The organism is Enterobacter cloacae complex sp. 677-3DZ2D5B, from assembly GCF_004136695.1.
GTDB lineage: Bacteria > Pseudomonadota > Gammaproteobacteria > Enterobacterales > Enterobacteriaceae > Enterobacter > Enterobacter hormaechei_C.
Map to the genome: position 1 here is coordinate 1 of NZ_QFLS01000004.1, position 26,926 is coordinate 26,926.

A 26,926-nucleotide genomic window follows, 5' to 3' on the forward strand; every position below is an offset into this window, starting at 1 on the left:
TAAATTGTTAAAGAGCAGTGCAACGCGGCTTTCGCTCACCGTTGCGAGGTGGCGTATATTACGCTTTCCTCTTTCAGAGTCAACCCTGATTTTCAGGATTTTTTCTCTTCAACCGACCGGGTTATCTGTGAAGTGATTCACATCCGCCGTGTCGATGGAGGCGCATTATAGGGAGCCGCCGAGGAATGACAAGCGGAAAAATGCATTTTTATTTCAACCGCTCACCTTTTCGCCAAAACGCCTATTTTTGGTGCTTTTTAATCTCTTTTGGCAGTTCTGCCAGACTAGTTATCACCCAGTCGGCTGCATTTTCTGCTTCTGGGGTGACCGGTTTACCGGTACGCACTAATACTTTGGTACCTACACCTGCCGCCGCTGCTGCCTGCATATCTTCCAGTTTATCGCCCACCATATAAGATGCGGCCATATCAATGTGCATGAATTCCTTTGCAGAGATAAACATGCCCGGGTGTGGCTTACGGCAATCGCAGGTCTGACGATACGCCTCTACACTTCCCTGCGGGTGATGCGGACAATAATAGATGCCATCAAGATCGACGCCGCGATCGGCCAGAGACCAGTCCATCCATTCCGTCAGCGTCTCGAACTGCGCTTCGGTAAATTTACCTCGGGCGATACCGGACTGGTTAGTTACCACCACCAGCGCATAGCCCATCTCTTTCAACTGGCGCATGGCATCTATTACGCCCTCGATAAATTCGAACTCATCAATCTCATGGACGTAACCGTGATCCACATTAATAGTGCCGTCACGATCGAGAAAAATTGCGGGTACAGATTTTGCCACCGGTTTGCTCCTGAAAAAGGCTTGTTCGGTTAGTATCTCATGAATCGCAGCGCAATAAAGTGCTCATCGCAAAGAGGTGGATTGATTTAGACGTCTGGATGCCTTAACATCCATTTTGTTTACGGTCATTCCCCGTATCTGGCAGAAGAAAATGCCACGGCTAACTTACTTACGATAAAAATAATCTAATGATTAAACTTTCCAATATCACCAAAGTGTTCCAGCAGGGGAACCGAACCATTCAGGCGCTGAACAACGTCAGCCTGCATGTGCCTGCTGGTCAGATTTATGGCGTCATTGGCGCATCGGGTGCAGGTAAAAGTACGCTGATCCGTTGTGTTAACCTGCTTGAGCGCCCAACCCAGGGCAGCGTAGAAGTTGGCGGCCAGGAGCTTACCGCTCTCTCAGAAAAAGAACTCACCAAAGCGCGTCGCCAGATTGGCATGATTTTCCAGCACTTTAACCTGCTGGCCTCACGCACCGTTTTCGGTAACGTTGCGTTACCCCTGGAGCTGGATAACACACCAAAAGAAGAAATTACGCGTCGCGTCACCGAACTGCTCGATCTGGTTGGTCTGGGTGATAAACATGACAGCTACCCGGCAAATTTGTCCGGCGGGCAAAAACAGCGAGTAGCAATCGCTCGCGCGCTGGCAAGCAACCCAAAAGTGCTGCTGTGCGATGAAGCCACCAGCGCATTAGATCCGGCTACCACGCGCTCTATTCTGGAACTGTTAAAAGACATTAACCGTCGTCTGGGCCTGACTATCCTCCTTATTACGCATGAAATGGATGTAGTGAAACGTATCTGCGACTGTGTAGCAGTCATCAGCAACGGTGAGCTGATTGAGCAGGACACGGTGAGCGAAGTCTTCTCGCACCCGAAAACGCCGCTGGCTCAGCAGTTCATTCAGTCCACACTGCATCTTGATATTCCGGAAGATTATCTGGAACGACTGAAAACAGAAGCCGTTGCAGACAGCGTTCCAATGCTGCGCATGGAGTTTACGGGTCAGTCCGTTGACGCACCGCTGCTTTCCGAAACCGCGCGTCGCTTTAACGTTAATAACAACATTATTAGCGCGCAGATGGATTACGCCGGTGGCGTGAAGTTCGGCATTATGCTGACGGAAATGCACGGCACACAGGAAGAAACCCAGGCGGCAATTGCCTGGCTGCAAGAACATCACGTAAAAGTAGAGGTACTGGGTTATGTCTGAGCCGATGATGTGGCTACTGGTTCGCGGCGTTTGGGAAACGCTGGCAATGACCTTCGTATCGGGCTTCTTTGGTTTTGTGATTGGGCTGCCGGTCGGCGTGTTGCTGTACGTCACGCGCCCGGGTCAAATTATTGAAAACGCGAAGCTGTATCGCACGCTCTCTGCGCTGGTGAACATTTTCCGGTCTATTCCGTTCATTATTCTGCTGGTGTGGATGATTCCGTTTACTCGCGTGATCGTCGGGACGTCGATTGGTTTGCAGGCGGCAATTGTCCCGCTGACAGTAGGCGCGGCACCGTTTATCGCCCGTATGGTGGAAAACGCCCTGCTGGAAATCCCAACAGGCCTGATTGAAGCTTCCCGCGCGATGGGTGCAACACCAATGCAGATCGTTCGCAAAGTTCTGCTGCCAGAGGCGCTGCCTGGGCTGGTGAACGCAGCAACCATCACGCTTATCACGCTGGTCGGTTATTCCGCAATGGGCGGCGCCGTAGGTGCTGGCGGTTTAGGCCAGATTGGATATCAGTACGGCTATATTGGCTATAACGCTACCGTAATGAATACCGTTCTGGTATTGCTGGTTGTGCTGGTTTACTTAATTCAATTCTCTGGCGATCGTATCGTCCGGGCTGTTACGCATAAATAACGTTACAAACAACACAAACTCGACGAGTTAAGGATATAACATGGCGTTTAAATTTAAGACCTTCGCAGCAGTAGGCGCACTGATTGGCTCGCTGGCACTGGTGGGTTGCGGTCAGGACGAAAAAGATCCAAACCACATCAAAGTAGGCGTTATCGTCGGTGCAGAACAGCAGGTTGCTGAGGCCGCGCAGAAAATCGCTAAAGAGAAATATGGCCTGGACGTTGAACTGGTGACCTTCAACGATTACGTTCTGCCGAACGAAGCGCTGAGCAAAGGCGACATTGACGCTAACGCCTTCCAGCATAAACCGTACCTGGATCAGCAGATCAAAGATCGCGGCTACAAACTGGTTGCTGTCGGTAACACCTTCGTTTACCCGATTGCCGGCTACTCCAAGAAAATTAAATCTCTGGATGAACTCCAGCCGGGTTCACAGGTTGCCGTCCCTAACGACCCAACCAACCTTGGCCGTTCCCTGCTTCTGCTACAGAAAGTGGGCCTGATTAAACTGAAAGAAGGCGTTGGCCTGTTACCGACCGTTCTGGACGTAACCGAAAACCCGAAAAATCTGAAAATTGTTGAGCTGGAAGCACCACAGCTGCCACGTTCTCTGGACGATGCGCAGATCGCCCTGGCCGTGATCAACACCACTTACGCCAGCCAGATCGGCCTGACCCCAGCGAAAGATGGCATCTTCGTTGAAGATAAAGATTCCCCGTACGTCAACCTGATCGTGACTCGCGAAGACAACAAAGACGCGGAGAATGTGAAGAAATTCATACAGGCATATCAGTCTGAAGAAGTGTACCAGGAAGCCAATAAGGTGTTTAACGGCGGCGCGGTTAAAGGCTGGTAATCTCCCGGCAGTGTAATATCATCAAGACGGGCATTTGCCCGTCTTGTCATTTGTGCGGTCAACTGCTTCAATATCTGACGTTTTGATTATCCACTGAGGAATTATTATGCGTGCTTTACCGATCTGTCTTTTAGCACTGATGCTGAGCGGCTGTTCTATGCTAAGCAGATCTCCTGTTGAACCTGTTCAAAGCACTGCAACCCCGCCAAAAGCGGAGCCAGCAAAACCGAAAGCGCCTCGCGCTGCGCCGGTACGTATTATTACCAAAGCCGACGAGCTGGTCGGTAAGCCATTCCGTGAACTGGGCGAAGTGAGCGGCGAATCCTGCCAGGCAACGAATCAGGACTCTCCACCCAATATTCCGACAGCCCGCAAGCGTATGCAAATCAACGCGTCGAAAATGAAAGCCAACGCGGTGTTGCTGCACAGCTGTGAAGTCACCAGCGGCACACCAGGTTGCTATCGTCAGGCGGTATGTATCGGTTCTGCGCTTAACATTACGGCGAAATGAGTTCATTTCAGTTCGAGCAGATAGGCGTTATCCGCTCCCCTTATAAAGAAAAGTTCGCCGTGCCGCGTCAGCCGGGTCTGGTCATTCACGGCGGCGGCGAGCTTCATCTTGTCGCGCCGTATAACCAGGCCGATGCAGTGCGCGGGCTTGAGGCGTTCAGCCATTTATGGGTGGTCTTTGTGTTTCACCAGACCATGGAAGGCGGCTGGCGTCCCACTGTGCGTCCTCCTCGTCTGGGCGGAAATGCCAGAATGGGGGTCTTTGCCACCCGCTCAACCTTTCGTCCCAACCCCATCGGAATGTCGCTGGTCGAGCTGAAAGGCATACGTTGTCAGAGAGATCAGGTGATCCTGGAGTTAGGTAGCCTTGACCTGGTTGATGGCACACCGGTCATAGATATTAAGCCTTACCTGCCCTTCGCCGAAGCGCTGCCGGATGCCCGGGCAAGCTACGCTCAGGACGCACCGCAGGCAGATATGCCGGTTCACTTCACGTCTGAAATAACGACGCAAATCAGCGAGCTGGAAAAGCGTTATCCTCGTCTGCGTGACTTTATCGTTGAAGTGCTGGCGCAGGACCCCCGTCCCGCCTACCGCAAAGAAGAGGAAGCCGGGAAAACGTACGCCGTCTGGCTGCTGGACTTTAACGTGCGCTGGCGCGTGACTGCGGCGGGTTTTGAAGTGTTTGCCCTGGAACCCAGGTAATTTTGTTCTCCTCTCTTTTGGCATCTTTGCCACACTGGTAAACTAAACCACTTTTTTTGTGTCAGGCTGGTGTTTCAGCCTGTTCCAATCGTCGAAATGGAACCGTAACAACATGCGTACTAGCCAATATCTGCTCTCCACTCTGAAGGAGACACCTGCCGACGCCGAGGTGATCAGCCACCAGCTGATGCTGCGCGCCGGGATGATCCGCAAGCTGGCCTCCGGGTTATACACCTGGCTGCCGACCGGCGTGCGCGTCCTGAAAAAAGTCGAAAACATCGTGCGTGAAGAGATGAACAACGCCGGTGCTATCGAGGTGTTAATGCCGGTCGTTCAGCCCTCTGAACTGTGGCAGGAGAGCGGTCGCTGGGAGCAGTACGGTCCTGAACTGCTGCGTATTGCCGATCGTGGCGATCGTCCATTCGTCCTCGGCCCAACGCATGAAGAAGTGATCACCGATCTGATCCGTAACGAGCTGAGCTCTTACAAACAGCTGCCGCTGAACTTCTTCCAGATCCAGACCAAGTTCCGTGACGAAGTGCGTCCACGCTTTGGCGTCATGCGTTCTCGCGAGTTCCTGATGAAAGATGCTTACTCTTTCCATACTTCTCAGGAATCGCTGCAAGAGACCTACGACAAAATGTACGCGGCCTACAGTAAAATCTTCTCCCGCATGGGGCTGGATTTCCGTGCTGTACAGGCTGATACCGGTTCAATCGGCGGTAGCGCCTCCCATGAATTCCAGGTTCTGGCGCAGAGCGGCGAAGACGATGTGATCTTCTCTGACTCCTCTGATTACGCCGCGAACATCGAATTTGCAGAAGCGCTGGCACCAAAAGAACCACGCGGCGCGGCAACGCAAGAGATGACGCTGGTTGATACGCCAAACGCGAAAACCATCGCCGAGCTGGTTGAGCAGTTTACTCTGCCGATCGAAAAAACCGTGAAAACCCTGCTGGTGAAATCGGCTGAAGGTAGCGCTTATCCACTGGTTGCCCTGCTGGTACGAGGCGATCACGAGCTGAACGAAGTGAAAGCCGAGAAGCTGCCGCAGGTTGCCAGCCCGCTGACCTTCGCAACGGAAGCGGAGATCCGCGCCGTGGTGAATGCAGGTCCTGGTTCTCTGGGCCCGGTGAACATGCCTGTTCCGGTGGTCATTGACCGCACCGTTGCGGCGATGAGCGACTTCGCTGCGGGCGCAAACATCGACGGTAAACACTACTTCGGCATCAACTGGGATCGGGACGTGGCGACGCCGGAAGTGGCTGACATCCGTAACGTGGTCGCAGGCGATCCAAGCCCGGACGGCAAGGGTATCCTGATGATCAAACGCGGTATCGAAGTAGGCCACATCTTCCAGCTGGGCGATAAGTACTCACGCGCAATGAACGCTGCCGTTCAGGGCGAAGATGGTCGTAACCAGGTTCTGACCATGGGCTGCTACGGCATTGGCGTAACGCGCGTTGTTGCTGCCGCTATCGAGCAGAACTATGACGAACGCGGAATCGTCTGGCCGGATAACATCGCGCCTTTCCAGGTAGCGATCCTGCCAATGAACATGCACAAGTCTTACCGTGTGCAGGAGCTGGCTGAGAAACTCTACGCTGAGCTGAGCGCGAAAGGTATCGACGTGCTAATGGATGACCGTAAAGAGCGTCCTGGCGTGATGTTTGCTGACATGGAACTGATCGGTATTCCACACACCATCGTCATTGGCGACCGTAACCTCGACAGCGACGAGATTGAATACAAGTACCGTCGCAACGGCGAAAAACAGATGATCAAGACGGGCGATATTCTTGATTACCTGGTGAAAGCCATCAAAGGTTAAGAAACAAAAAACCCCGCCAGTGCGGGGTTTTTTAATGGCTATATCTTATTTACTGTCGCAGTCTTTCCCCGCAGCAAACTTCGCGTCTTTATCTGCCACTAGCGTTTTCACCAGCTCGCCGCTATCCGGGTTTGGCTCCAGCGTAAAATGCCCTTCAACCGTCAGCAACACTGGCTTACTGTCGTTGCCGCGCGCAACGGCATAGTCTCGCTCCAGCTGGGCATTGTTCGCCACGCTGACTTTCTTCCCGGTTGCACAGTCAGTGAAGATCGCCGCATCCGCCATGTAGAAATACATTCCTCGCATCGCCATTGGGGTGGCTGGCAGGGTCGCTTTCACCGGGGCCAACGTGTAGTTGAACTGGGATTCAATCGGATTGCCTTCGCGATCGAGCATCTCCATCCCCTCGCCTTTGGCGCGGAAGAAGGTTTTATCGCCCGTGGTATCCGTCAATACCAGCTTCTCAGCCGTACGCGCCCATGTTCCGTAAGATGCAAAAGAAGACGGTTCTTTCGCCCCCTGGTAACGCTGGTTCATGACCCAGGTGCCATCTTTTTGCAGGAACAGAGAGGTTTCGATGCCCTCGCAATCTGCACACGGTAATACGCCGCGCCAGCTTTGCTGCATCGGCTTTAATTCTTCATTTTGCGTTGGCTGTAGTACCTGCGTTTCCGAACGGTTATTACAGCCAAAAAGCGCAAACAGGCTTGTCACGGCCAGCGCTGATAATAATGCTTTTTTCACAATACTTTCCTTATGAAAAGGGTATCCCTTTCGTCACATTATGGGTGACGGACTTTGCCACGCAGTGATTTTACGGTGGATTTCTGCGCCTTCGATGACAACCGACGTTCTTTCGATGCCCGCGTTGGACGTGTTGCCCGGCGACTTTTTTGTACAGCCGTCAGCTCTTTGATGACCGCGACCAGCCGGGCAATTGCCGCTTCCCGGTTAAGCTCCTGGCTGCGATACTCCTGCGCTTTAATCACTATCACACCCTCGCTGGTGATCAGGTGATGGCTGGCGGCAAGCAGGCTTTCTTTATAATACTCTGGCAGGCTGGAGGCCCGAATGTCAAAGCGCAAATGGATAGCCGTTGAGGCCTTGTTAACGTGCTGCCCCCCTGCGCCCTGGGCCCGGATAGCGGTGATCTCCAGCTCGTTATCAGGGATGCTGACATTTCGGGACAATACAATCATGATGCGGGCTGCCAGGCCGTGAGATGAATTTCCAGATTATTCTGAGAATCGGAAAGCCAGATGGCACCGTCCTGAATTGTTGCCTGTAGCGCCATCGTCCGGCTGGCGAACGCACTCAACTGCGCCAGCTGTTCATCATCCAGATACCAGACGGTGAGATTTTTGAACTGCGCACATTTATTTTTATTTTGTTGCCACCAGATCTCCGCCGCGCGCTGGTTGTAGGCAAACAACGCCACTTCAGCAGACTGGGTGCAGGCCTTTTTGATCCTGCGTTCATCCGGCAGGCCAAGCTCAATCCATAAATCGATACCCAGATGATCGTTGCGCAGCCAGGCTTCCGGTTCATCTTCCGCGCTTAAACCACGGGTAAATTGCAGACGCTCGTCGGCATACTTAATCCACGCCAGCAGGCGCAGCATCATGCGCTCCTGGGTTTCAGAAGGGTGACGCGCCAGCGTCAATGACGCATCCAGAAACTGGTTACGGTCAAGATCCGCCACATTGACCACAGCTTTATAAATAGTCGCTTTCAGCGCCATGAGAGAACTCCTTTCGAATCAGGCGTACATTGTAGCGAAAACCGCGGCAAAAGGCTGTTACGAGGTGGTGGCTCACTCTTATCAAGGCGCTGATATTGCTTAAATGAGTATGGTATAGTCACCTTGCTAAACCGAGTTTAACTTCGTAGGCTTAATGATATCTCACAGTAAGTCAGTACGCTGGCAGGAGGTGATGTGAATAATTATTGTGAGTTGATTCGCAGACGGTATGCGGAGATCGCCAGCGGAGATCTGGGGTACATTCCGGATGCGTTGGGCTGTGTATTGAACGTGCTAAATGAAGTGGCCTCTGATGAGAGCCTTTCTGAATCGGTCAGGGAAAAAGCAGCGTATGCTGCGGCGAATTTACTGGTGAGCGATTATGTCGATGAATGATACTTATCAACCCATCAATTGTGATGACTATGACAACCTCGAACTCGCCTGCCAGCATCATTTAATACTGACGCTGGAGCTAAAAGATGGCGAAGTGCTAAAGGCAAAGGCCAGCGATCTGGTTTCCCGTAAAAATGTGGAATACCTGGTTGTGGAAGATGCAGGTGCAACGCGTGAGCTACGCCTCGACAAAATTGCCAGTTTCAGCCATCCGGAAATCGGCACCGTCGTGGTGAGCGAATCCTGATAACCAACGGGCAGCCAGGCTGCCCGTTACGCTTTCCATTCAAAATTAACACCCGCTTCAGCCCACCCCTCTTCAGTGATGAACACCCCTGCCGCCACGATGAGCGTGTCGCCGTAAAACAGAAGCGGCGTGGTATCACGTCGCCAGGGCGGAACGTTCTGTTCCTGCCAGATTTTCTTCAGCTTACGCCCGCCGTTACGACCGACGATATGCAGCATGCCGCTGGCCCTGAAGCGTATGGTAACGTTCTCGTCCGGCTCAGGTAGACGCACATTGCCCGAATGACTTAACGCAACGACACCGGCATTCATCGGTAGCGTTAATGCTTTTTCCGGCGACGGCCAGTCGAGCACAACGTCAGCCAGCGACGGCACAGATTTTACCCACCAGAGTTGCCCTTTATAACGCCTGACGTCATAACCATTCAGGTGTATACACGGTGCGGCATCTTCCCTCGCCTGTGCAACTTCCTCCCAGATACGGTTGAGCATCGCCCGGGACGGCATAACCGCACGGTGGTAAGCCAGCCAGCGGCGAATCAGAGCAGCCCGACGCACGGGGCTCATCACCTTCAACGGCGCAACGTTCAGGGCACCGTCAGCGGTAATCAGTGTATTCAACTCCCCGCTCAGCAACTCATCCAGCAAGCTTTCCTGTTCAGCACACAGCATGGCGCTTCTGGCCGCCGCTTCGGAAAAATGCGCCCAGCGCTCACTCAGCAGCGGTAAGACGCGCAGGCGCAGGAAGTTACGGTCGTAACTGTCGTCCTGATTGCTGTCGTCTTCAATCCAGCACAGATGATGCTGCTGCGCCCAGGCTTCCAGTGATGCGCGCGTCTCACCCAGTAGCGGGCGGATGAGCTCTGTTTCAGCAAAATCAGCGCGCTCAGGCATGGCGGATAAACCCGCAGGCCCGCTGCCCCGCTTGAGCGCCAGTAAAAACGTCTCGCACTGGTCGTCCAGATGCTGCGCGGTGACCAACGCTTCTCCAGGCTGTAATGCGCCAGAAAACGCGGCGTAGCGGGCTTTCCGCGCCTGCGCCTCAATACCCAGCCCCTCATCCTCAAGCGTGACGCGTTCAACGATCAGCGGGATCTCCCACCCTGAGCACACCGCTTCGCAGTGCGCCACCCAGTCGTCGGCATGGGGGCTTAAGCCGTGATGGATATGCATCGCCCGCAGCTGGACGTCAGGCTCACGGTCGCGCCAGAGCTTAAGGCGGTGCAGCAAAACGGTGGAATCCAGGCCACCGCTGAACCCCACCAGCAGCTGGCGGTAGGGTGAAACGGCGTGCGCGATAGCGGGTAAGGTCATAGGAAATTACACATAAAAAATGCCCGAACTGAACGGGCATTATCACACATGACGGCGATTACTGCTGATAAAGCTCCAGCGGCAGGCCGTCCGGATCGTTGAAAAAAGTGAAACGTTTATCGGTAAAGGGATCGACACGAATCGCTTCGCAGGCCACGCCGTGGGCTTCCAGATGTTTTACCGCGCTGTCCAGGTCATCGACGCTGAAGGCCAGGTGGCGCAGGCCGCAGGCTTCCGGGCGTGAAGGACGCGCTGGCGGGAAAGGAAAAGAGAACAGCTCAATCACATATTGACCGTTTAACGCCAGATCGCCTTTCCAGGAGTCGCGCTCCTCACGGTAGGCCTCGCTCAACAGCGTAAAGCCGAGAACGTCGCAGTAGAATGCCTTACTTTTCGCATAATCGGTGGCAATGATCGCAATATGATGAACCGCTTTTAAACCCAGCATAGTTTCTCCTTTTTATGATGCCCTGAACGTTACAACCGACAACCCGCCCCTGGCAAGCGGCCCCTTTTATTTTAGGACTCTCACCCAGTACACGCCGTTATCGTCGCGTTTCGCGCCATGAATATCCGTTTCAAAGCCGGGATAGTGGCGCCCCACCGAACAGAGCATCAGCAGGAAATCGAGCACCGCCCGGCTCTCCTCAGTGATCATTTCACCCGGCATCAGCAGCGGCACGCCCGGCGGATAAGGCAGGATCATGTTGGCCGATACCCGCCCGACCAGGTTCTCCAGCTCAACGGTTTCAACCTCCCCTTTCACCTGGCGCTGCCACGCCCTATGCGGCGTCAGCTTCATTTCAGGCAGAACATCAAATGCCTGCAACATCAGGCGCGGCAGATCGTGCTGGCGGATCAGCCTGTGAATCCCCTGGGCCAGATCCTGAATACGCATATTGCGGTAGAAGTCAGGATCTTCCGCGTAGAGATCCGGCAGCATGTTCTTCACCCGCAGGTTCAGATCGTATGCGCGCTTAAACTCCATCAGTCCCCTGAGCAGCCCCATCGCGCGGGTTTTATCGATCCCGATGCTGAACAGGAACAGCAGATTATAGGGGCCGGTTTTCTCCACCACCACGCCGCGCTCATCAAGGAACTTCGCCACCAGCGCTGCCGGGATCCCTTCCTCACCCATCACACCCTGCTCATCCATGCCCGGCGTCAGGATTGTCACCTTAACCGGATCGAGGAACATGTGGTCCGCATCAGCATCCCGAAAACCGTGCCAGCTCTCCCCCGGCGCGACGGGCCAGCATTCTGCCTCATCAATCTCTTCCGGCTGCCAGATATCAAAGAACCAGCCGTCCGCTTCATCTTTAAGTCGCTGAACCTCTTTTCGGAAATGCAACGCCCGCTCCACCGAACGATTGATCAGGCGTTTACCTGGATTACCGCGCAGCATCGCCGCCGCCGTTTCGATGGACGCCACCAGCGGGTAGCTTGGCGACGTGGTCGTGTGCATCATGAAAGCTTCGTTGAAGGTGTCCTCGTCGTACTCACCCTTGATGTGAATGAGAGACGCCTGGGAAAACGCGGCCAGCATTTTGTGCGTCGACTGCGTTTCGAAGAACACCTTGCCCGGCACCCGCTCGCCGCTCATCCCACTTTTACCCGAGTAAATCGGGTGGAAATTAGTGTAAGGCACCCACGCGGAGTCAAAGTGAATCGACGGCACGTCCAGCGTCTGCTTGATCCAGTTCGTGTTGTAAAGCAGCCCGTCATAGGTGGAGTTGGTGATCACCGCATGCACAGGCCAGCTTGCCTCGGGGATAGCCGCGATCTTATTCTCAATGGCTTCATGCGCGAACTCACGGCGAGGAATGCCGCCGAGGATCCCCAGCGCATTACGCGTGGGAGACAGCCAGAGCGGCACCACATCGCTCATCATCAGCAAATGCGCCAGTGATTTATGGCAGTTTCGGTCAATCAGCAGCGTACTGCCGGCAGGCGCGGCGTACATCCCGACGATTTTGTTCGAGGTTGAGGTACCGTTGGTCACCATGTAGCTTTGCTCGGCGCCAAAGGTCCGGGCGATGTACTCTTCGGCTTCCAGATGCGGGCCGGTATGATCCAGCAGAGAGCCTAACTCGGTGACCGAAATCGACACGTCCGCCTTCAGCGTGTTACCGCCGAAGAAATCGTAGAACAGGCATCCCACCGGGCTTTTTTGATAGGCCGTTCCCGCCATATGGCCTGGCGTACAGAAGGTGTACTTCCCTTCTTTCACATAGGTGAACAATGCGCGCGTAAACGGCGGTGTGATGTTATCGAGGTATTCACCGGTGTACTGCTGAATGCGGGTTGCAATGTCCTCGGCAACGCCGAGTGAGTATTCGAAGAACCACAGCGCCATACGCATATCATGCGCGCTCACGTCCATGGTCGAGTGAGTGTTGATAAAGGCGTACAGCGGAAGATATTCGTTGAGCTTATTGATATCGCTGCACAACTCCATGTCGTATTCGTCCCAGTCGAATATCACGCCACAGATGCGCGGATTGTGTTCGATAAATTTCAGCAGGTCGGCGCTGTTTTGCGGCCAGATCAGCTGGTATCCGCGTGCTTTAAGGGCTTGCTCCAGCTCCTTGATGGGTTCGTCTTTATAAAAGACGCCGTGTGGCCCCATGATGGCAATGATGTTCATGGTTTACCTCCTTGAAAAACATCAGATAAGCATAGTTAAGGTAAACGGCAGGTATAAAAAAAGCCGCAACAATGTGCGGCTTTTAGGATAATTGTGAGGCTTACGCGTAACCGTAGGTCATCAGACGCTGATAACGACGGTTGAGCAGATCTTCTGTGCTCAGCACGTCCAGGTCCGCCAGGTCTGCCAGCAGCTGCGCTTTCAGGGAAGCAGCCATCACTTCCGGCTTACGATGCGCGCCACCCAGCGGTTCAGGGATAACGGTGTCGATCAGCTTCAGCTCTTTCAGACGTGGGGCAATGATGCCCATCGCTTCAGCAGCCAGCGGCGCTTTATCGGCACTTTTCCACAGGATGGAGGCACAGCCTTCCGGAGAGATAACGGAATAGGTACTGTACTGTAGCATATTCACTTTATCGCCCACGCCAATTGCCAGCGCACCGCCGGACCCACCTTCACCGATAACGGTACAGATGACCGGCACTTTCAGGCGAGACATCTCGCGCAGGTTGCGTGCGATGGCTTCAGACTGACCACGCTCTTCAGCACCAACCCCCGGGTAAGCACCCGGCGTGTCGATGAAGGTGATGATTGGCATATTGAAACGCTCAGCCATCTCCATCAGACGCAGGGCCTTACGGTAGCCTTCTGGTGCTGGCATACCGAAGTTACGACGGATTTTCTCTTTGGTTTCACGGCCTTTCTGATGACCAATGATCATCACCGGACGTCCATCCAGACGCGCGATACCGCCGACGATAGCTTTATCGTCAGCGTATGCGCGGTCGCCTGCCAGTTCGTCAAATTCGTCAAACGCCAGGCGGACATAATCCAGGGTGTACGGACGCTGTGGATGTCGCGCCAGCTGGGCGATCTGCCATGCGCCGAGATCGGCAAAGATTTTGCGCGTCAGTTCTACGCTTTTTTCGCGCAGACGATGCACTTCTTCGTCGATGTTAATATCCAGTTTTTCATCCTGACGGCTCACGGCTGTCAGAGAATCGATTTTCGCTTCCAGCTCTGCAATCGGCTGTTCGAAATCAAGGAAATTCAGACTCATAGTATTCCTGTATTAGTCAAACTCCAGTTCCACCTGCTCCGAACCAATGAGGCCACGGAGATCGTTCAGTAAACGATCGCTCGGAGAGACACGCCACGTTGCACCAAAGCGCAACCGCGCGCGTGCATCCGCCCTCTGATAGTAGAGATGTACTGGAATGGTCCCCGAGCGGTGGGGTTCCAGAGACTGACGGAGTCGGTTTAAAAGCTGGTCATCAATTTGCCTGTCCGTCAGCGAGATAGCAAGCCCGCGAGCATATTTTTCCCGGGCTTCGTCAATGTCCATCACTTCGCGGGCGGTCATTTTAAGCCCCCCGCTGAAGTCATCAAAGCTGACCTGTCCGCTGACGATAAGTATGCGGTCTTTTTCCAGCAATTGCTGGTATTTATCCAGCGCGTCGGTGAACAACATCACCTCCAGACGCCCGGAACGGTCATCCAGGGTACAGATGCCGATACGATTGCCGCGCTTGGTGACCATTACCCTTGCAGCAATCACGAGCCCCGCAGCCGTGGTGATTTTACCACGTTCTGTCGGATGCATGTCTTTAAGCCTGTGGCCGCCGACATAGCGCTCAATTTCTTTAAGATACTGGTTGATTGGGTGCCCCGTCAGGTACAGACCTAACGTTTCCCGCTCTCCATCCAGCACTACCTGTTCTGGCCACGGCTGGCAGTTGGAATAGGACTGCTCGATCTGCTCTGGCTCTTCCGCCAGCACGCCGAACATATCCGCCTGGCCAATGGCTTCCGCTTTCGCATGCTGATCGGCCGCCTTCAGCGCATCGCCGAGCGAGTTCATCAGCGCGGCGCGGTGTGGCCCCAGACGGTCAAACGCGCCGGACATGATCAGTTTTTCCAGCACGCGGCGGTTCAGTTTTTTGGTATCGGTACGGGCGCACAGATCGAACAGCTCACGGAAGTAGCCGCCGTTGTTACGCGCTTCAATGATCGCCTCGATCGGCCCCTCACCCACGCCCTTGATCGCGCCGATCCCATAGACGATTTCCCCGTCATCGTTAACGTGAAAATGATACAGGCCCGAGTTAATATCCGGCGGCAGGATCTTCAGCCCCATGCGCCAGCACTCGTCCACCAGGCCAACCACCTTCTCGGTGTTGTCCATATCGGCAGTCATTACCGCTGCCATAAACTCAGCGGGATAGTGAGCTTTCAGCCACAGCGTCTGATACGAAACCAAAGCATAGGCGGCGGAGTGAGATTTGTTAAATCCGTACCCGGCGAATTTCTCCACCAGGTCGAAGATTTTCATCGCCAGTTCGCCATCGATGCCGTTTTTCTTCGCTCCATCTTCAAAGATGGAGCGCTGCTTGGCCATCTCTTCCGGCTTTTTCTTACCCATCGCACGACGCAGCATGTCTGCGCCGCCAAGGGTATAACCCGAAAGTACCTGGGCGATCTGCATCACCTGTTCCTGATACAGGATGATGCCATAGGTTGGCTCCAGTACCGGTTTCAGGCTTTCATGCTGCCACTGAACGTCCGGGTAGGAAATTTCTTCGCGCCCGTGCTTACGGTCGATAAAGTTATCCACCATCCCCGACTGCAACGGCCCCGGACGGAACAGGGCCACCAGCGCGATCATATCTTCGAAGCAGTCGGGTTGCAGACGCTTAATCAAATCTTTCATGCCGCGGGATTCAAGCTGGAAGACGGCTGTCGTCTCCGAGCGTTGCAGCATGTCGAAACTTTTCTTGTCATCAAGCGGGATAGCCGCGATATCCAGCGGCGGTTCGCCGTTCTTCTCGCGACGGGCGTTGATCATCTCCAGCGCCCAGTTGATGATGGTGAGCGTACGCAGGCCGAGGAAGTCAAACTTCACCAGCCCGGCGTATTCCACGTCGTTCTTGTCGAACTGGGTGACCGGATGCTGGCCCGCTTCATCGCAGTACAGCGGCGCGAAGTCGGTGATTTTGGTCGGGGCGATAACCACGCCCCCCGCATGCTTACCGGCGTTACGCGTGACGCCTTCCAGCTTGCGCGCCATGTCGATCAGCGCTTTCACCTCTTCGTCGGCTTCGTAGATTTCCGGCAGCTGAGGTTCGGCTTCAAAGGCTTTCGCCAGGGTCATGCCCGGATCGGGCGGGACCAGCTTAGAGATACGATCGACAAAACCGTACGGGTGGCCCAGAACGCGGCCCACGTCGCGGATAACCGCTTTCGCCGCCATCGTCCCGAAGGTAATGATCTGTGAAACCGCATCACGACCGTACATATCGGCCACGTGCTCAATCACCTGGTCGCGTTTTTCCATGCAGAAGTCGACGTCAAAGTCGGGCATGGAGACACGTTCCGGGTTGAGGAAACGTTCGAACAGCAGGTCGAATTCCAACGGATCGAGGTCGGTGATTTTCAGTGCGTACGCCACCAGCGAGCCGGCACCGGAACCACGGCCCGGGCCTACCGGCACGCCGTTATCCTTCGACCACTGGATGAACTCCATCACGATCAGGAAGTAGCCAGGGAACCCCATCTGGTTGATCACCTGGAGTTCAATATCCAGGCGCTCGTCATATTCAGGACGCTTCTCTTTACGGACCGCTTCATCCGGGAAAAGGAATTCCAGACGCTCTTCCAGACCCTCTTTCGATTTCATGACCAGGAAATCTTCGGTGGTCATGTCGCCCGTCGGGAACTGCGGCAGGAAGTATTCGCCGAGACGCACGGTGACGTTACAGCGCTTGGCAATCTCTACGCTGTTTTCCAGCGCTTCCGGGATGTCCGAGAAAAGCTCACACATCTCCTCTTCGCTGCGCATGTACTGCTGCGATGAGTAGTTGCGCGGGCGTTTCGGATCGTCGAGGGTGAAGCCGTCGTGGATAGCGACGCGAATTTCATGCGCGTCAAAATCGCCCGCCTCAAGGAAGCGCACATCGTTGGTGGCCACTACAGGCAGGCCACGCGCTTCCGCCAGGGCGACGGCCGCATGCAGATAGCTCTCTTCGTCCGCACGCCCGGTACGGATCAGCTCCAGGTAATAGCGATCCGGGAAATACTCTTCGTAGAACGAGACGCACTGATCCACCAGCGCGTTGTTACCGCGCAGCAGACATTTGCCGACATCCCCCATACGACCACCGGAGATCAGCAGCAAACCTTCGTTCAGCTCTGCCAGCCAGTCGCGGTCAATCCATGGGCCCAGTGCGCCGTAGCCGCGCTGGTAGGCTTTTGAGATCAGCAGAGTGAGGTTCTGATAGCCCGTGTTATTCATGGCTAACACGGAAATTTGCGTCATCTCATCGCCGAGCAGGTCGCTCTGCACATGAAAATCCGCACCGACGATGGGCTTTAATCCTGCGCCATGCGCCGTTCCGTAGAACTTCACCAGGCCACACAGGTTGGTAAAATCGGTGATCGCCAGCGCAGGCATGCCAAGCGAGGCCGCCTTTTTTACCAGCGGCCCGGTCTTTGCCAGCCCATCGATCATGGAGTAGTCGCTATGCACCCGCAGGTGTACGAAACGTGGTTCAGCCATCTTCAAATCCCGCGTTACTTAATTGCTTGCGTCTTGATTCAGGACACCAGTCCCAGCGCGCGTTTCACCGGGCCAAAGCTGCGCCGATGATGTTCAGTTGCGCCATGTTCAGCCAGCTTTTCCAGATGGAAAGCCGTTGGATATCCCTTGTGTTGGGCGAAACCATACGCGGGATAAGTGAGGTCCAGCGCGGCCATTTCAGCATCGCGCGTCACTTTGGCAATGATTGACGCCGCACTGATTTCTGCGACGCGGCTATCGCCTTTAACAACAGCCATGGAAGGCATCGGCAGCGCCGGGCAACGGTTACCGTCGATCAGTACATACTCAGGCACAATCTTCAGGCCCGCAACGGCACGCTGCATCGCCAGCATGGTAGCGTGCAGAATGTTTAGATCGTCAATCTCATGCGGTTCTGCGCGCCCGAGACTCCAGGCCAGCGCTTTCTCTTTAATTTCATCGAACAGCGCTAAACGACGCTTTTCGCTCAGTTTTTTCGAGTCGTTCAGGCCAACGATCGGGCGGGCTGGATCGAGGATCACCGCCGCGGTCACAACGGCACCCACTAACGGGCCACGACCGACTTCATCCACACCGGCAACGAGGTGGGTATGGGGATAAATAAATTCCATCATTGTGCTAACTCCAGCACCGCATCGGCCGCCTGCTCATCAGCATTACAGCGGATCAGTTGATGCAGTTCACGGAAGGTATCATGCATCTGGTGGCTGGTTTTACCGTTGGCCAGCAGCGGCAGCAGCGCATCTGCCAGCGCCTGCGGCTGACATTCATCCTGCAAGAGCTCTTTCACCAGCTCGCGACCCGCAAGCAGGTTTGGCAGAGATACGTAATCTGTTTTTACCAGACGTTTTGCCAGCCAGAAGGTAAACGGCTTCATGCGATAACCGACCACCATTGGGCATTTTGCCAGCATACACTCCAGCGCAGCCGTGCCGGAAGCCAGCAGTGCGGCATCGCTCGCAAACATAGCTTGCCGCCCTTTTCCGTCCAGCAAGCGGACGTGAAGATCCGGGGCGACGTCGGCTTTGATACGCTCAAACTGCTCCCGGCGTTTGGCATTCACCAGCGGCACGACCACTTCAAGATCGGGGTAAGTCTTGCGAAGAATTTGCGCCGTTTTCAGGAAATCGGCACTGAGCATTTCAACTTCCGCACCCCGGCTTCCTGGCAGCAGCGCCAGACAATGCACATCATGCGGGATGCCCAGTTCGTCACGCGCCGCGTTTTTATCCGGATCCAGTGGCATGGCATCCGCCATGGTATGACCGATAAAACGGCACGGGACATTAAATCTGTCGTAAAACGCTTTTTCGAAAGGCAGAAAAGCCAGCACCAGATTGGTGGACCGTCCGATTTTGAAAACGCGTTTCTGTCGCCACGCCCACACGGATGGGCTGACGTAATGGATCGTTTTGATCCCCTGCTTTTTCAGGTTCCCTTCAAGGGTAATATTGAAATCAGGCGCATCAATGCCGACAAATACATCGGGCTTGAGGTCGGTAAAGCGGCGGGTAAGGTCGGCGCGGATATGCAGCAGGCGACGCAAGCGGCCCAGCACCTCGACGATGCCCATCACAGCCAGCTCTTCCATTTCATACCAGGCTTCGCAGCCTTCGGCCTGCATTAGCGGCCCAGCCACGCCCACAAAGCGGGCATTGGGTACACGGGCTTTAAGCGCGCGGATAAGACCTGCACCAAGAATATCGCCGGAGGTTTCTCCGGCGACCAGGGCGATGGTAAGCGGACGACTGTCGACCATTAACGAATCAGACCACGGGTTGAACGTTCAAAGAATTCCATGAACGTTTTCACTTCAGGGTGCTTATTCGCCAGCTCGGCAATTTCCGGCTTAGCCTCTTCCAGCGTTTTACCGCTACGGTACAGCAATTTGTACGCGTTGCGGATCGCGGTAATCGCTTCGCGGCTGAAGCCACGACGCTTGAGACCTTCAATGTTCACGCCAAACGGCGTGGCATGGTTGCCCTGCGCAATCACAAACGGTGGGACGTCCTGCGCCACACCGGAGCATCCGCCGACCATCACGTGTGCACCAATGATGCAGAACTGATGGACTGCGGTCATGCCGCCAATAATGGCGAAATCATCGACCGATACGTGTCCCGCCAGCGTTGCGTTGTTGGCGAGAATACAGCGGCTACCCACGGTACAGTCGTGCGCAATGTGCGCATTAACCATAAACAGGTTGTCGCTGCCCACCTTCGTCAATCCACCGCCTTGCGTTGTACCACGATGAATGGTGACGCTTTCGCGAATGCGGTTACGATCGCCGATTTCCACGCGGGTCGGTTCGCCAGCATACTTGAGATCCTGGTTAACTTCGCCGATGGAGGCGAACTGATAGATCTCATTGTTGCAGCCAATGGTGGTATGACCATTCACGACAACGTGAGATTTCAGTACTGTACCCTCACCAATTTCGACATGGGGTCCAACAATACAAAACGGGCCGATGTGGACATTGGCACCAATGATGGCACCCGTTTCCACAATGGCGGTAGGATGAATAAAGGCGGATTTATCAATCACGTATCAGGCCTCCCGGCTACGCGCACACATCATTGTCGCTTCGCAAACAACTTTGCCGTCAACCATAGCTACGCCTTTGAAGCGAGTCAGGCCGCGACGCGTTTTTTCAAAAGTGACTTCCATGATCATTTGATCACCAGGCACGACCGGACGCTTGAACCGCGCTTCATCGATACCCGCGAAGTAATAGAGTTCACCCGGTTCCAGTTTACCTACGCTTTTAAACGCCAGAATACCGGTAGCCTGTGCCATCGCTTCCAGGATCAATACCCCCGGGAAGATAGGCTTACCAGGGAAGTGCCCCTGGAAGAACGGCTCGTTAACGGAGACATTTTTCACTGCGCGCAGAAAACGACCTTCTTCAAAATCCAGCACACGGTCTACCAGTAAAAACGGATAGCGGTGCGGCAGAAGTTCTAAAATCTCTTCAATATGCAGAGTATGAGTGTCAGTAGTCAAAATACTCTTCCTGTCAAATGTACTAAGTAGCAATAATAACACGGCCTGCCGGTTTATAAACAAAGCCGACAGGCCGGGAAATTTAGCGTTAAACGGATGAACGCTTAGTCTTGTTGATCGATTTTGCGCTCAATCGCTTTGAGTCGCTTGCTCATATCATCAATATTCATCACCAGTGCAGCTGTTTTACGCCAGACCTTGTTCGGTTGCAGCGGAATACCGGAGGAATAAACGCCAGGCTCAGTGATTGGACGCATCACCATGCCCATCCCCGTCACCGTGACTTTGTCGCATATTTCCATATGGCCATTGATCACGCTGGCACCGCCAATCATGCAGTAACGGCCAATTTTCAGGCTGCCTGCCATGATAACACCACCCGCAACTGCGGTATTGTCGCCAATCACAACGTTATGTGCAATCTGGCACTGGTTGTCTATGATAACACCGTTACCAATAATGGTGTCGTCAAGCGCACCGCGGTCGATGGTGGTGCAAGCGCCGATCTCCACACGATCGCCGATAATCACGCGACCCAGCTGAGGGATCTTAACCCAGTTACCCCGATCGTTAGCGTAACCAAATCCGTCAGAACCAATCACCGTGCTGGACTGTACGAGACAATTCTCGCCAATCTCAACCTCATGGTAGACAGAGACATTGGCCCACAGACGAGTCCCTGCGCCAATTTTCGTATTTTTTCCAACAAAGCAGCCTGGGCCAATCACCACGTTATCACCCAGCACGACGCCGGATTCGATAACGGCGTTTGCGCCGACTGATACGTTGTTACCCAGCTGAGCCGTCGGATCAATCGCAGCACTGGCTGCAATGTTCTGTGCCGGCTGCGGCGTGGTATCAAGAATTTGGGCCATGCGCGCATAGGTCAGGTAGGGATTTTTCACTACCAGTGCAGCGCTAGTGGCAAACGGAAGATCGTCCTGCGTCAGAACAACGGCAGACGCCTGGCACTGGGCCAGGTGTTCACGGTACTTAGGGCTTACCATGAAGGTAATAGTGCCTGCTTTAGCAGATTGCATGGACGCAACAGCGGTGATGACGATATCGCCATCACCGTGTAATTCTGCATCCAACTGCTGAGCTAAATCAGCCAGTCGAATTGAAGGCATTACTTATTTAACCTGTTTCAGAACATCAGCGGTGATGTCTTTAACATCGCTGCTGTTGAATGCAACGGCGTTCGAATCAACAACCAGATCGATGCTCTGATCGGCTGCGACTGCTTTAACGGCAGACTGAATACGCGTCACCAGTTTGCCACGCTCTTCGTTAGAACGACGCTGACGATCCTGCTCGAAAGCCTGCGCTTTCTGAGAGAAGGTCTGGCGCTGAGACATGACGTCTTTTTCCAGTTTGCTGCGCTCGCTCGCTTTCATGGTAGAACCATCACGCTGAAGACGCTGCATCTTGGACTGAAGATCACCTTCCATACGTTGCAGTTCGCTCGCACGGCCTTTGAATTCGTTTTCCAGCGTTGCAGAAACACCGGTTTTCTGTGCAACCTGCTGGAACAAATTACCCATGTTGACGATTGCAATTTTATCCGCTGCCTGAGCAGAAGTTGCCATCGCTAAACCGAGACCTGCAGCTAATAACCACTTTTTCACAATTAACTCCTTACCATCCCATTGGCACCCGAGGGGTACCGTTCTTTGCGTGGCAAGGCGATCGTTTTACCGATCGCCGGTTGTCAGCGCTACACTGCCAACGCATTCCATTGCAGCGGATTATTACCAGGTTTTACCAATGTTAAACTGGAACTGCTCCGCTTTGTCTCCATCGTATTTCTTAAACGGCTGGGCGTAAGAGAAGACCAACGGCCCCAGCGGTGACATCCATTGTAATGCGATACCTGCGGACATGCGAATGTTGCTCGGATCGCTGTAGTCCGGAACCCCCGCCGCACGCATCTGGGCGGTGTTCTCCCAGTTGGTGTCCCACACTGTACCTGCATCCATAAAGAAGGAGGTGCGGACAGAGTTTGCGTACTTGTCGCTGATAAACGGCGTAGGCGTGATGAACTCGAGGCTCGCCACGGCCATAGCGTTACCACCTACTGCGTCATCAGAGCTACATACTTGCTTAGGATCACGGCTTGCGCAGTTATCTTCGTCATTACCGCCGTAATAAACCGCTTTCGGACCAATGTTATTGGACTGGAAGCCACGCACGGTGCTTGAACCACCGGCGTAGAAGTTTTCATAGAACGGCAGTTCTTTGCTTCCAATACCGTCACCATAACCCCAACGGGTACGACCCAGAACAACCCACTTGTGATCTTCATCAATTGGGAAGTAGGACGCCGTATCCAGCGTGACCTTGTAGAACTCGTTATCCGAGCCCGGGATAGTCACTTTACCGTTCAGGTTGACACGTGAACCTTCCGTCGGGAAGTAGCCACGGTCAAGACGGTTGTAGGTCCAACCGTAGTTGAAGGTGAAGTCATCCGCGGCGAAACCGTTGTCATCGCTGGACGTACTCGCCGACTGACCGATGGAGTCCAGGTAACGCCACATCGCCACCTGCGGTTGCATGTTGGACAGGTCGTTATGCACGTACCCTAAACCTGCGCGCAGGGTGTTGTATTCGTTAACCGGGAAGCCGAGCGTACCATCCAGACCGTAACTCTTGTTGGTATACGAGGAGAGGTCCGCGTCATCCGCTTTAAAGTCGTTATAGAAGATACGACCGCCCAGGCTTACACCGTCAACGGTGAAGTATGGGTTGGTAACAGAGAACTCAGAGTAGGTCTGGTAGTCGTTTTTCGTCCCGTTGATACCGACAGAGTAGCCCGTACCCAGCCAGTTATCCTGCTGAACACCGACCTGGAAGCTCACGCCACTTTCAGTACCGTAACCAATACCGAAGTTGAAGCTACCGGTATTACGTTCTTTAACTTTATAAACAACATCAACCTGATCCGGACGACCTGGTACACGCTGAGTATCGGTATCGACCGTTTCGAAATAGCCCAGACGGTTCAGACGCTCTTTACCCTGGTCTACCAGATCGCTTCCCAGCCATGCCCCTTCCATCTGGCGCATTTCACGGCGCAGAACGGAGTCTTTAGAGGTATCGTTACCTTCGAAGCGGATCTTACGCACATAGAAACGGTTGCCCGCATCAACGTTAACGTGCAGCTTAACGGTTTTATCCGTGTCGTTAATTTCCGGCTGCGTTTGCACACGCGGATACGCATAACCATAACGGCCGAGCAGCTTCTTAATGCTGTCTTCCATTTTGGTGACTTTAGATCCGCTGTACAGATCGCCCGGCTGAATTTTGGTCAGAGATTCAATTTCAGCTGAATGTCCTGCCAGGTTGCCGCTGACTTCAACACCTGAAAGCGTGTACTTATCGCCTTCAGTGATGTTAACGGTAATGTAGATACCTTTCTTGTCCGGAGTCAGACTCACCTGAGTTGAATCGATGTTGAAACGGGCGTAACCGCGATCCAGATAGTAGCTGCGCAGGGTTTCAAGGTCACCCGCCAGTTTCTGTTTCTGGTATTTACGATCGCCCACCACGTTCCACCACGGCACTTCGTCACGCAGCTGGAAGTTGGAGATCAGTTCGTCGGTGCTGAACGCGTGGTTACCCACGATGTTGATCTGCTGGATCTTCGCAGAAACACCTTCCTGGAAGACCAGTTTCAGGTCGACACGGTTACGTGGCAGCGGTGTAACAACCGCTTTAACGCTCGCGCTGTATTTACCGACGCTGTAATAGAAATCTTCCAGACCTTTTTCAATGTCTGCAAGGGTTGTGCGGTCCAGAGATTCCCCCACACGAACACCCGATGCCTCAAGGTTCTGCTTGAGCATGTCATCTTTCACCGACTTGTTGCCGGAGAAAGTGATGCTGGCAATCGTTGGACGTTCTTTTACCTGAACCACCAGCGTATCACCATCGCGCAGGACGCGGACGTCCTCAAAGTTGCCAGTGGCAAACAGAGCACGGATGGTGTTACTGATATCTTCATCATTAACCGTATCGCCGGGGCGCACAGGCATACTGAGGAGGGCCGCACCAACGGCGACACGCTGAAGGCCTTCGAAATGAATATCTTTCACTACGAACCCGTCAGCACCGTATACGGTCGCGCTGCTAAACAGCAGCGACGCTATGAGCAACTTTTTCATCGCCATCGTTATTATGCGTTCTTCCTAACTAACTCTCTTACAACCGAGAGAAATCATTGAAAAGTGCAAGCCCCATTAACAGCACCAGCAAAATCGAGCCAATGCGATAACTAAAGTCTTGAACTCGCTCGGATACCGGTCCGCCTTTTAGCTTTTCAATCGCTAAAAACAGCAAATGGCCCCCATCTAGTACGGGAAGCGGGAACAGGTTGATTATCCCCAGGTTCACGCTAATCAGCGCAAGGAACATGAGATAGTAAATCACCCCGAACTCCGCTGACATCCCAGCCCCCTGAGCAATCGAAATTGGCCCACTGAGGTTGTTCAGTTTCACATCACCGGTTATCAATTTCCCCAACATGTTGACCGTAAGCTTCATCAGCTGCCATGTTTTATCCGTGGCCTCAACGATGGCGCTAAACGGCCCATACTGGCGTATTGTCTTGTACTCATCTGGCAGTGGGATCACTTTCGGCACAACGCCGGCAAACCCTTCCGCCTTACCGCCGCCCGATTTGGTATCCGGGGTGAGAGTCAGTGAGAGCGAACTCCCCTGCCTTTCCACTTCCAGCGCGAGCGGCTTGCCTGGATTATCGCGCACCAGAGTAACAAAGGTCATCCATTGTGTTAATGGCTGACCATCGACTTTAACGATCCTGTCACCCGCTTGTAAACCTGCTTTACTCGCTGCCGATTTGGCCTGTACTTCGGCTAATACCGGCTCGATCTGCGCGCCGCGCGGTCGAATCCCGAGTGCGGCGACAGGGTCCTCTTTGTCTGGCTCAAAGCGCCAGTGGCGTAAATCCAGCACTTTTTCCTGCCGCTGGTCGGAACCAAATGGCGATACGCTGACGGTTGTCTGCTCATCACCGATTTTGGCAACCAGTTGTAACCTCACGGCATCCCAATCAGGGGTTTCGATACCATCAATCGCTTTAAGTTCCATTCCCGGTGTAATTTGCGCCGTTGCCGCAATAGAACCCGTGGTGATTTCGCCCACGACCGGGCGCACGCCAGGCACGCCGATGATAAACACCAGCCAGTAGGCGAAGATAGCGAAGATGAAATTGGCTACCGGGCCGGCAGCGATGATGGCAGCACGTTGTCCAACAGTTTTATTGTTAAACGCGCGATGGCGAAGTTCCGGGGCGACAGGCTCAACGCGTTCGTCGAGCATTTTGACATAGCCGCCCAGGGGAATCAGAGCAATGACAAACTCGGTGCCATGCTTATCGGTACGCTTCCAGAGCGATTTGCCAAAGCCAATCGAGAATCGCTCCACCCGCACACCACAGCGCCGGGCAACCCAGAAATGGCCAAATTCATGCACGGTAATCAGTACACCCAGTGCAACAATGAACGCCGCCAGATTCCAGAGAATGCTCAGCATAAAACCTTCCGTTATATCGTCCCAAACACCAGTAAAAGCAGGCAAGCAAATACAGGAACAGCCGCGGTAAGGCTGTCAATGCGATCCAGTATTCCGCCATGTCCTGGAATCAGGTGACCACTGTCCTTAATCCCTGCTTCACGCTTAAACATACTCTCGGTTAAATCACCCAGCACCGATGCCAGCGCCGCGAAAATCGAACATACCAGCAGCGTGGAGGGGGCAACCTCAAGATTCGCCCAGACGCCATAGCCCCAGGAGATAATCGCTGCCGTAAACAGGCCGCCAATGAAGCCTTGCCAGGTTTTGCCCGGAGAAACCTTTGGCGCCAGTTTATGTTTGCCGAATAGTTTACCAAACATATAGGCCCCGGAGTCAGCCCCCCAGACGAGAATCATCACATAAAGCAGCCATATCGCGCCGCTGTAGTGGTTTTCGTCATAGTGCCAGGCGCGCAGCGCAACCATCCCCCAGAAAAAGGGAACAATCGTGAGCAGACCGAAAATAAGGCGCAACACTTTAGAGTTACGCCAGATCGCCGCAGAGCCCGGATAGAAAAGCACTAAAACAAGCGCAGCAATCCACCAGGCCAGCGATATCCATAAGGATCCGGCAACCAGCGGCTGGTGAACATCGTGATGATATTCAGGCAAGGTATACAGCATCAGGGCCAGTAAAAAACCACAGAGTACCGCCAGCCATACCCGCTGAGTGCGCGAGGTAAAGCCGCTAAGCTGCCCCCATTCCCACGCGGCGAGCATACACACCACCAGCGTAACAATAGCGAATCCCACCGGAGGCAGTAAAAACAGCGCTGCGATGACGACGGGTATTAATACAAAAGCGGAAATCAGGCGATACTTCAGCAAAA

26 protein-coding genes are annotated in these 26,926 nt (G+C 54.0%); 8 read left to right on the forward strand and 18 right to left on the reverse strand.

Features of this window, described 5'->3' with window-relative positions; all coding sequences use genetic code 11:
• Positions 1-241: 241 nt before the first annotated feature.
• A complete protein-coding gene (gmhB, locus tag DD597_RS05810; RefSeq protein ID WP_061856040.1) occupies positions 242-808 on the reverse strand; it encodes a D-glycero-beta-D-manno-heptose 1,7-bisphosphate 7-phosphatase in 567 nt (188 codons plus the stop codon).
• A 188-nt stretch (positions 809-996) separates the two neighbouring features.
• Here gmhB and metN point away from each other — a divergent pair, with 188 nt between their 5' ends.
• The 6 genes from metN (at position 997) to proS (ending at position 6,576) form a co-directional block, all read left to right on the forward strand.
• Entirely contained in the window at positions 997-2,028 is a 1,032-nt protein-coding gene (metN, locus tag DD597_RS05815) for a methionine ABC transporter ATP-binding protein MetN (protein WP_003856124.1), read from the forward strand.
• Positions 2,021-2,674, forward strand: coding sequence for a methionine ABC transporter permease MetI (locus tag DD597_RS05820; protein WP_003856130.1), 654 nt, complete (start codon positions 2,021-2,023; stop codon positions 2,672-2,674). The genes metN and DD597_RS05820 overlap by 8 nt, the downstream gene beginning before the upstream one ends.
• A 40-nt stretch (positions 2,675-2,714) precedes the next feature.
• Positions 2,715-3,530, forward strand: a complete 816-nt coding sequence (metQ, locus tag DD597_RS05825; protein ID WP_003856132.1) for a methionine ABC transporter substrate-binding lipoprotein MetQ — start codon at positions 2,715-2,717, stop codon at positions 3,528-3,530.
• Between the two features lie 106 nt (positions 3,531-3,636).
• Positions 3,637-4,041 carry an Rcs stress response system protein RcsF gene (gene rcsF, locus DD597_RS05830; protein ID WP_003856133.1) on the forward strand — a complete coding sequence of 135 codons (405 nt, stop codon included), beginning with the start codon at positions 3,637-3,639 and terminating at the stop codon, positions 4,039-4,041.
• On the forward strand, positions 4,038-4,745 hold the full coding sequence (tsaA, locus tag DD597_RS05835) for a tRNA (N6-threonylcarbamoyladenosine(37)-N6)-methyltransferase TrmO (RefSeq protein ID WP_003856135.1): 708 nt from the start codon (positions 4,038-4,040) through the stop codon (positions 4,743-4,745). Before rcsF ends, tsaA begins: the two co-directional genes overlap by 4 nt.
• Positions 4,746-4,857: 112 nt before the next feature.
• Positions 4,858-6,576 (forward strand): proline--tRNA ligase, encoded by a 1,719-nt coding sequence (gene proS, locus DD597_RS05840; RefSeq protein WP_045333695.1) that lies wholly within the window; start codon positions 4,858-4,860, stop codon positions 6,574-6,576.
• Positions 6,577-6,621: 45 nt separating this feature from the next.
• Here the strand turns inward: proS and nlpE are convergent, their stop codons facing one another.
• The 3 genes from nlpE to DD597_RS05855 are packed head-to-tail and all read right to left on the reverse strand — an operon-like array spanning position 6,622 to position 8,317.
• A complete protein-coding gene (nlpE, locus tag DD597_RS05845) occupies positions 6,622-7,320 on the reverse strand; it encodes an envelope stress response activation lipoprotein NlpE (RefSeq protein WP_003856140.1) in 699 nt (232 codons plus the stop codon).
• A gap of 38 nt (positions 7,321-7,358) precedes the next feature.
• Positions 7,359-7,775 (reverse strand): alternative ribosome rescue aminoacyl-tRNA hydrolase ArfB, encoded by a 417-nt coding sequence (arfB, locus tag DD597_RS05850; RefSeq protein ID WP_003856142.1) that lies wholly within the window; start codon positions 7,773-7,775, stop codon positions 7,359-7,361.
• The gene (locus tag DD597_RS05855; protein ID WP_003856144.1) at positions 7,772-8,317 is read right to left on the reverse strand and encodes a YaeQ family protein; all 546 of its coding nucleotides are present in this window, start codon (positions 8,315-8,317) and stop codon (positions 7,772-7,774) included. Before DD597_RS05855 ends, arfB begins: the two co-directional genes overlap by 4 nt.
• Positions 8,318-8,512: 195 nt before the next feature.
• On the opposite strand from DD597_RS05855, the gene DD597_RS05860 reads away from it, so the two are divergent.
• Both DD597_RS05860 and rof read left to right on the forward strand, forming a co-directional pair.
• A complete protein-coding gene (locus DD597_RS05860) occupies positions 8,513-8,713 on the forward strand; it encodes a YaeP family protein (protein WP_003856146.1) in 201 nt (66 codons plus the stop codon).
• The gene (gene rof / locus DD597_RS05865; RefSeq protein ID WP_003856148.1) at positions 8,700-8,960 is read left to right on the forward strand and encodes a Rho-binding antiterminator; all 261 of its coding nucleotides are present in this window, start codon (positions 8,700-8,702) and stop codon (positions 8,958-8,960) included. The genes DD597_RS05860 and rof overlap by 14 nt, the downstream gene beginning before the upstream one ends.
• A 26-nt stretch (positions 8,961-8,986) precedes the next feature.
• Here the strand turns inward: rof and tilS are convergent, their stop codons facing one another.
• The 14 genes from tilS to cdsA all read right to left on the reverse strand — a co-directional run bounded on the left by tilS (position 8,987) and on the right by cdsA (position 26,924).
• On the reverse strand, positions 8,987-10,273 hold the full coding sequence (gene tilS, locus DD597_RS05870; protein WP_129256011.1) for a tRNA lysidine(34) synthetase TilS: 1,287 nt from the start codon (positions 10,271-10,273) through the stop codon (positions 8,987-8,989).
• A gap of 58 nt (positions 10,274-10,331) precedes the next feature.
• Complete coding sequence (locus DD597_RS05875) at positions 10,332-10,721, reverse strand: VOC family protein (protein ID WP_003856151.1); 390 nt, start codon at positions 10,719-10,721, stop codon at positions 10,332-10,334.
• 66 nt (positions 10,722-10,787) lie between these two features.
• Positions 10,788-12,920, reverse strand: a complete 2,133-nt coding sequence (locus DD597_RS05880; protein WP_003856152.1) for a lysine decarboxylase LdcC — start codon at positions 12,918-12,920, stop codon at positions 10,788-10,790.
• 100 nt (positions 12,921-13,020) lie between these two features.
• The gene (accA, locus tag DD597_RS05885) at positions 13,021-13,980 is read right to left on the reverse strand and encodes an acetyl-CoA carboxylase carboxyl transferase subunit alpha (RefSeq protein WP_003856154.1); all 960 of its coding nucleotides are present in this window, start codon (positions 13,978-13,980) and stop codon (positions 13,021-13,023) included.
• Positions 13,981-13,992: 12 nt separating this feature from the next.
• Positions 13,993-17,475, reverse strand: coding sequence for a DNA polymerase III subunit alpha (gene dnaE / locus DD597_RS05890; protein WP_003856156.1), 3,483 nt, complete (start codon positions 17,473-17,475; stop codon positions 13,993-13,995).
• Between the two features lie 38 nt (positions 17,476-17,513).
• Positions 17,514-18,110 (reverse strand): ribonuclease HII, encoded by a 597-nt coding sequence (gene rnhB, locus DD597_RS05895; protein ID WP_003856158.1) that lies wholly within the window; start codon positions 18,108-18,110, stop codon positions 17,514-17,516.
• Positions 18,107-19,255 carry a lipid-A-disaccharide synthase gene (gene lpxB, locus DD597_RS05900; protein WP_003856161.1) on the reverse strand — a complete coding sequence of 383 codons (1,149 nt, stop codon included), beginning with the start codon at positions 19,253-19,255 and terminating at the stop codon, positions 18,107-18,109. The genes rnhB and lpxB overlap by 4 nt, the downstream gene beginning before the upstream one ends.
• Positions 19,255-20,043, reverse strand: a complete 789-nt coding sequence (lpxA, locus tag DD597_RS05905) for an acyl-ACP--UDP-N-acetylglucosamine O-acyltransferase (protein ID WP_003856164.1) — start codon at positions 20,041-20,043, stop codon at positions 19,255-19,257. Before lpxA ends, lpxB begins: the two co-directional genes overlap by 1 nt.
• Before the next feature lie 3 nt (positions 20,044-20,046).
• On the reverse strand, positions 20,047-20,502 hold the full coding sequence (gene fabZ / locus DD597_RS05910) for a 3-hydroxyacyl-ACP dehydratase FabZ (RefSeq protein ID WP_003856165.1): 456 nt from the start codon (positions 20,500-20,502) through the stop codon (positions 20,047-20,049).
• Positions 20,503-20,606: 104 nt separating this feature from the next.
• Positions 20,607-21,632 (reverse strand): UDP-3-O-(3-hydroxymyristoyl)glucosamine N-acyltransferase, encoded by a 1,026-nt coding sequence (lpxD, locus tag DD597_RS05915; RefSeq protein ID WP_003856168.1) that lies wholly within the window; start codon positions 21,630-21,632, stop codon positions 20,607-20,609.
• A gap of 3 nt (positions 21,633-21,635) precedes the next feature.
• Positions 21,636-22,130 carry a molecular chaperone Skp gene (skp, locus tag DD597_RS05920; RefSeq protein ID WP_003856169.1) on the reverse strand — a complete coding sequence of 165 codons (495 nt, stop codon included), beginning with the start codon at positions 22,128-22,130 and terminating at the stop codon, positions 21,636-21,638.
• Positions 22,131-22,253: 123 nt separating this feature from the next.
• On the reverse strand, positions 22,254-24,671 hold the full coding sequence (bamA, locus tag DD597_RS05925) for an outer membrane protein assembly factor BamA (protein ID WP_003856172.1): 2,418 nt from the start codon (positions 24,669-24,671) through the stop codon (positions 22,254-22,256).
• 31 nt (positions 24,672-24,702) lie between these two features.
• Positions 24,703-26,055, reverse strand: coding sequence for a sigma E protease regulator RseP (gene rseP / locus DD597_RS05930; protein WP_003856174.1), 1,353 nt, complete (start codon positions 26,053-26,055; stop codon positions 24,703-24,705).
• Between the two features lie 11 nt (positions 26,056-26,066).
• The gene (cdsA, locus tag DD597_RS05935; protein ID WP_003856175.1) at positions 26,067-26,924 is read right to left on the reverse strand and encodes a phosphatidate cytidylyltransferase; all 858 of its coding nucleotides are present in this window, start codon (positions 26,922-26,924) and stop codon (positions 26,067-26,069) included.
• Between the last annotated feature and the right edge of the window lie 2 nt (positions 26,925-26,926).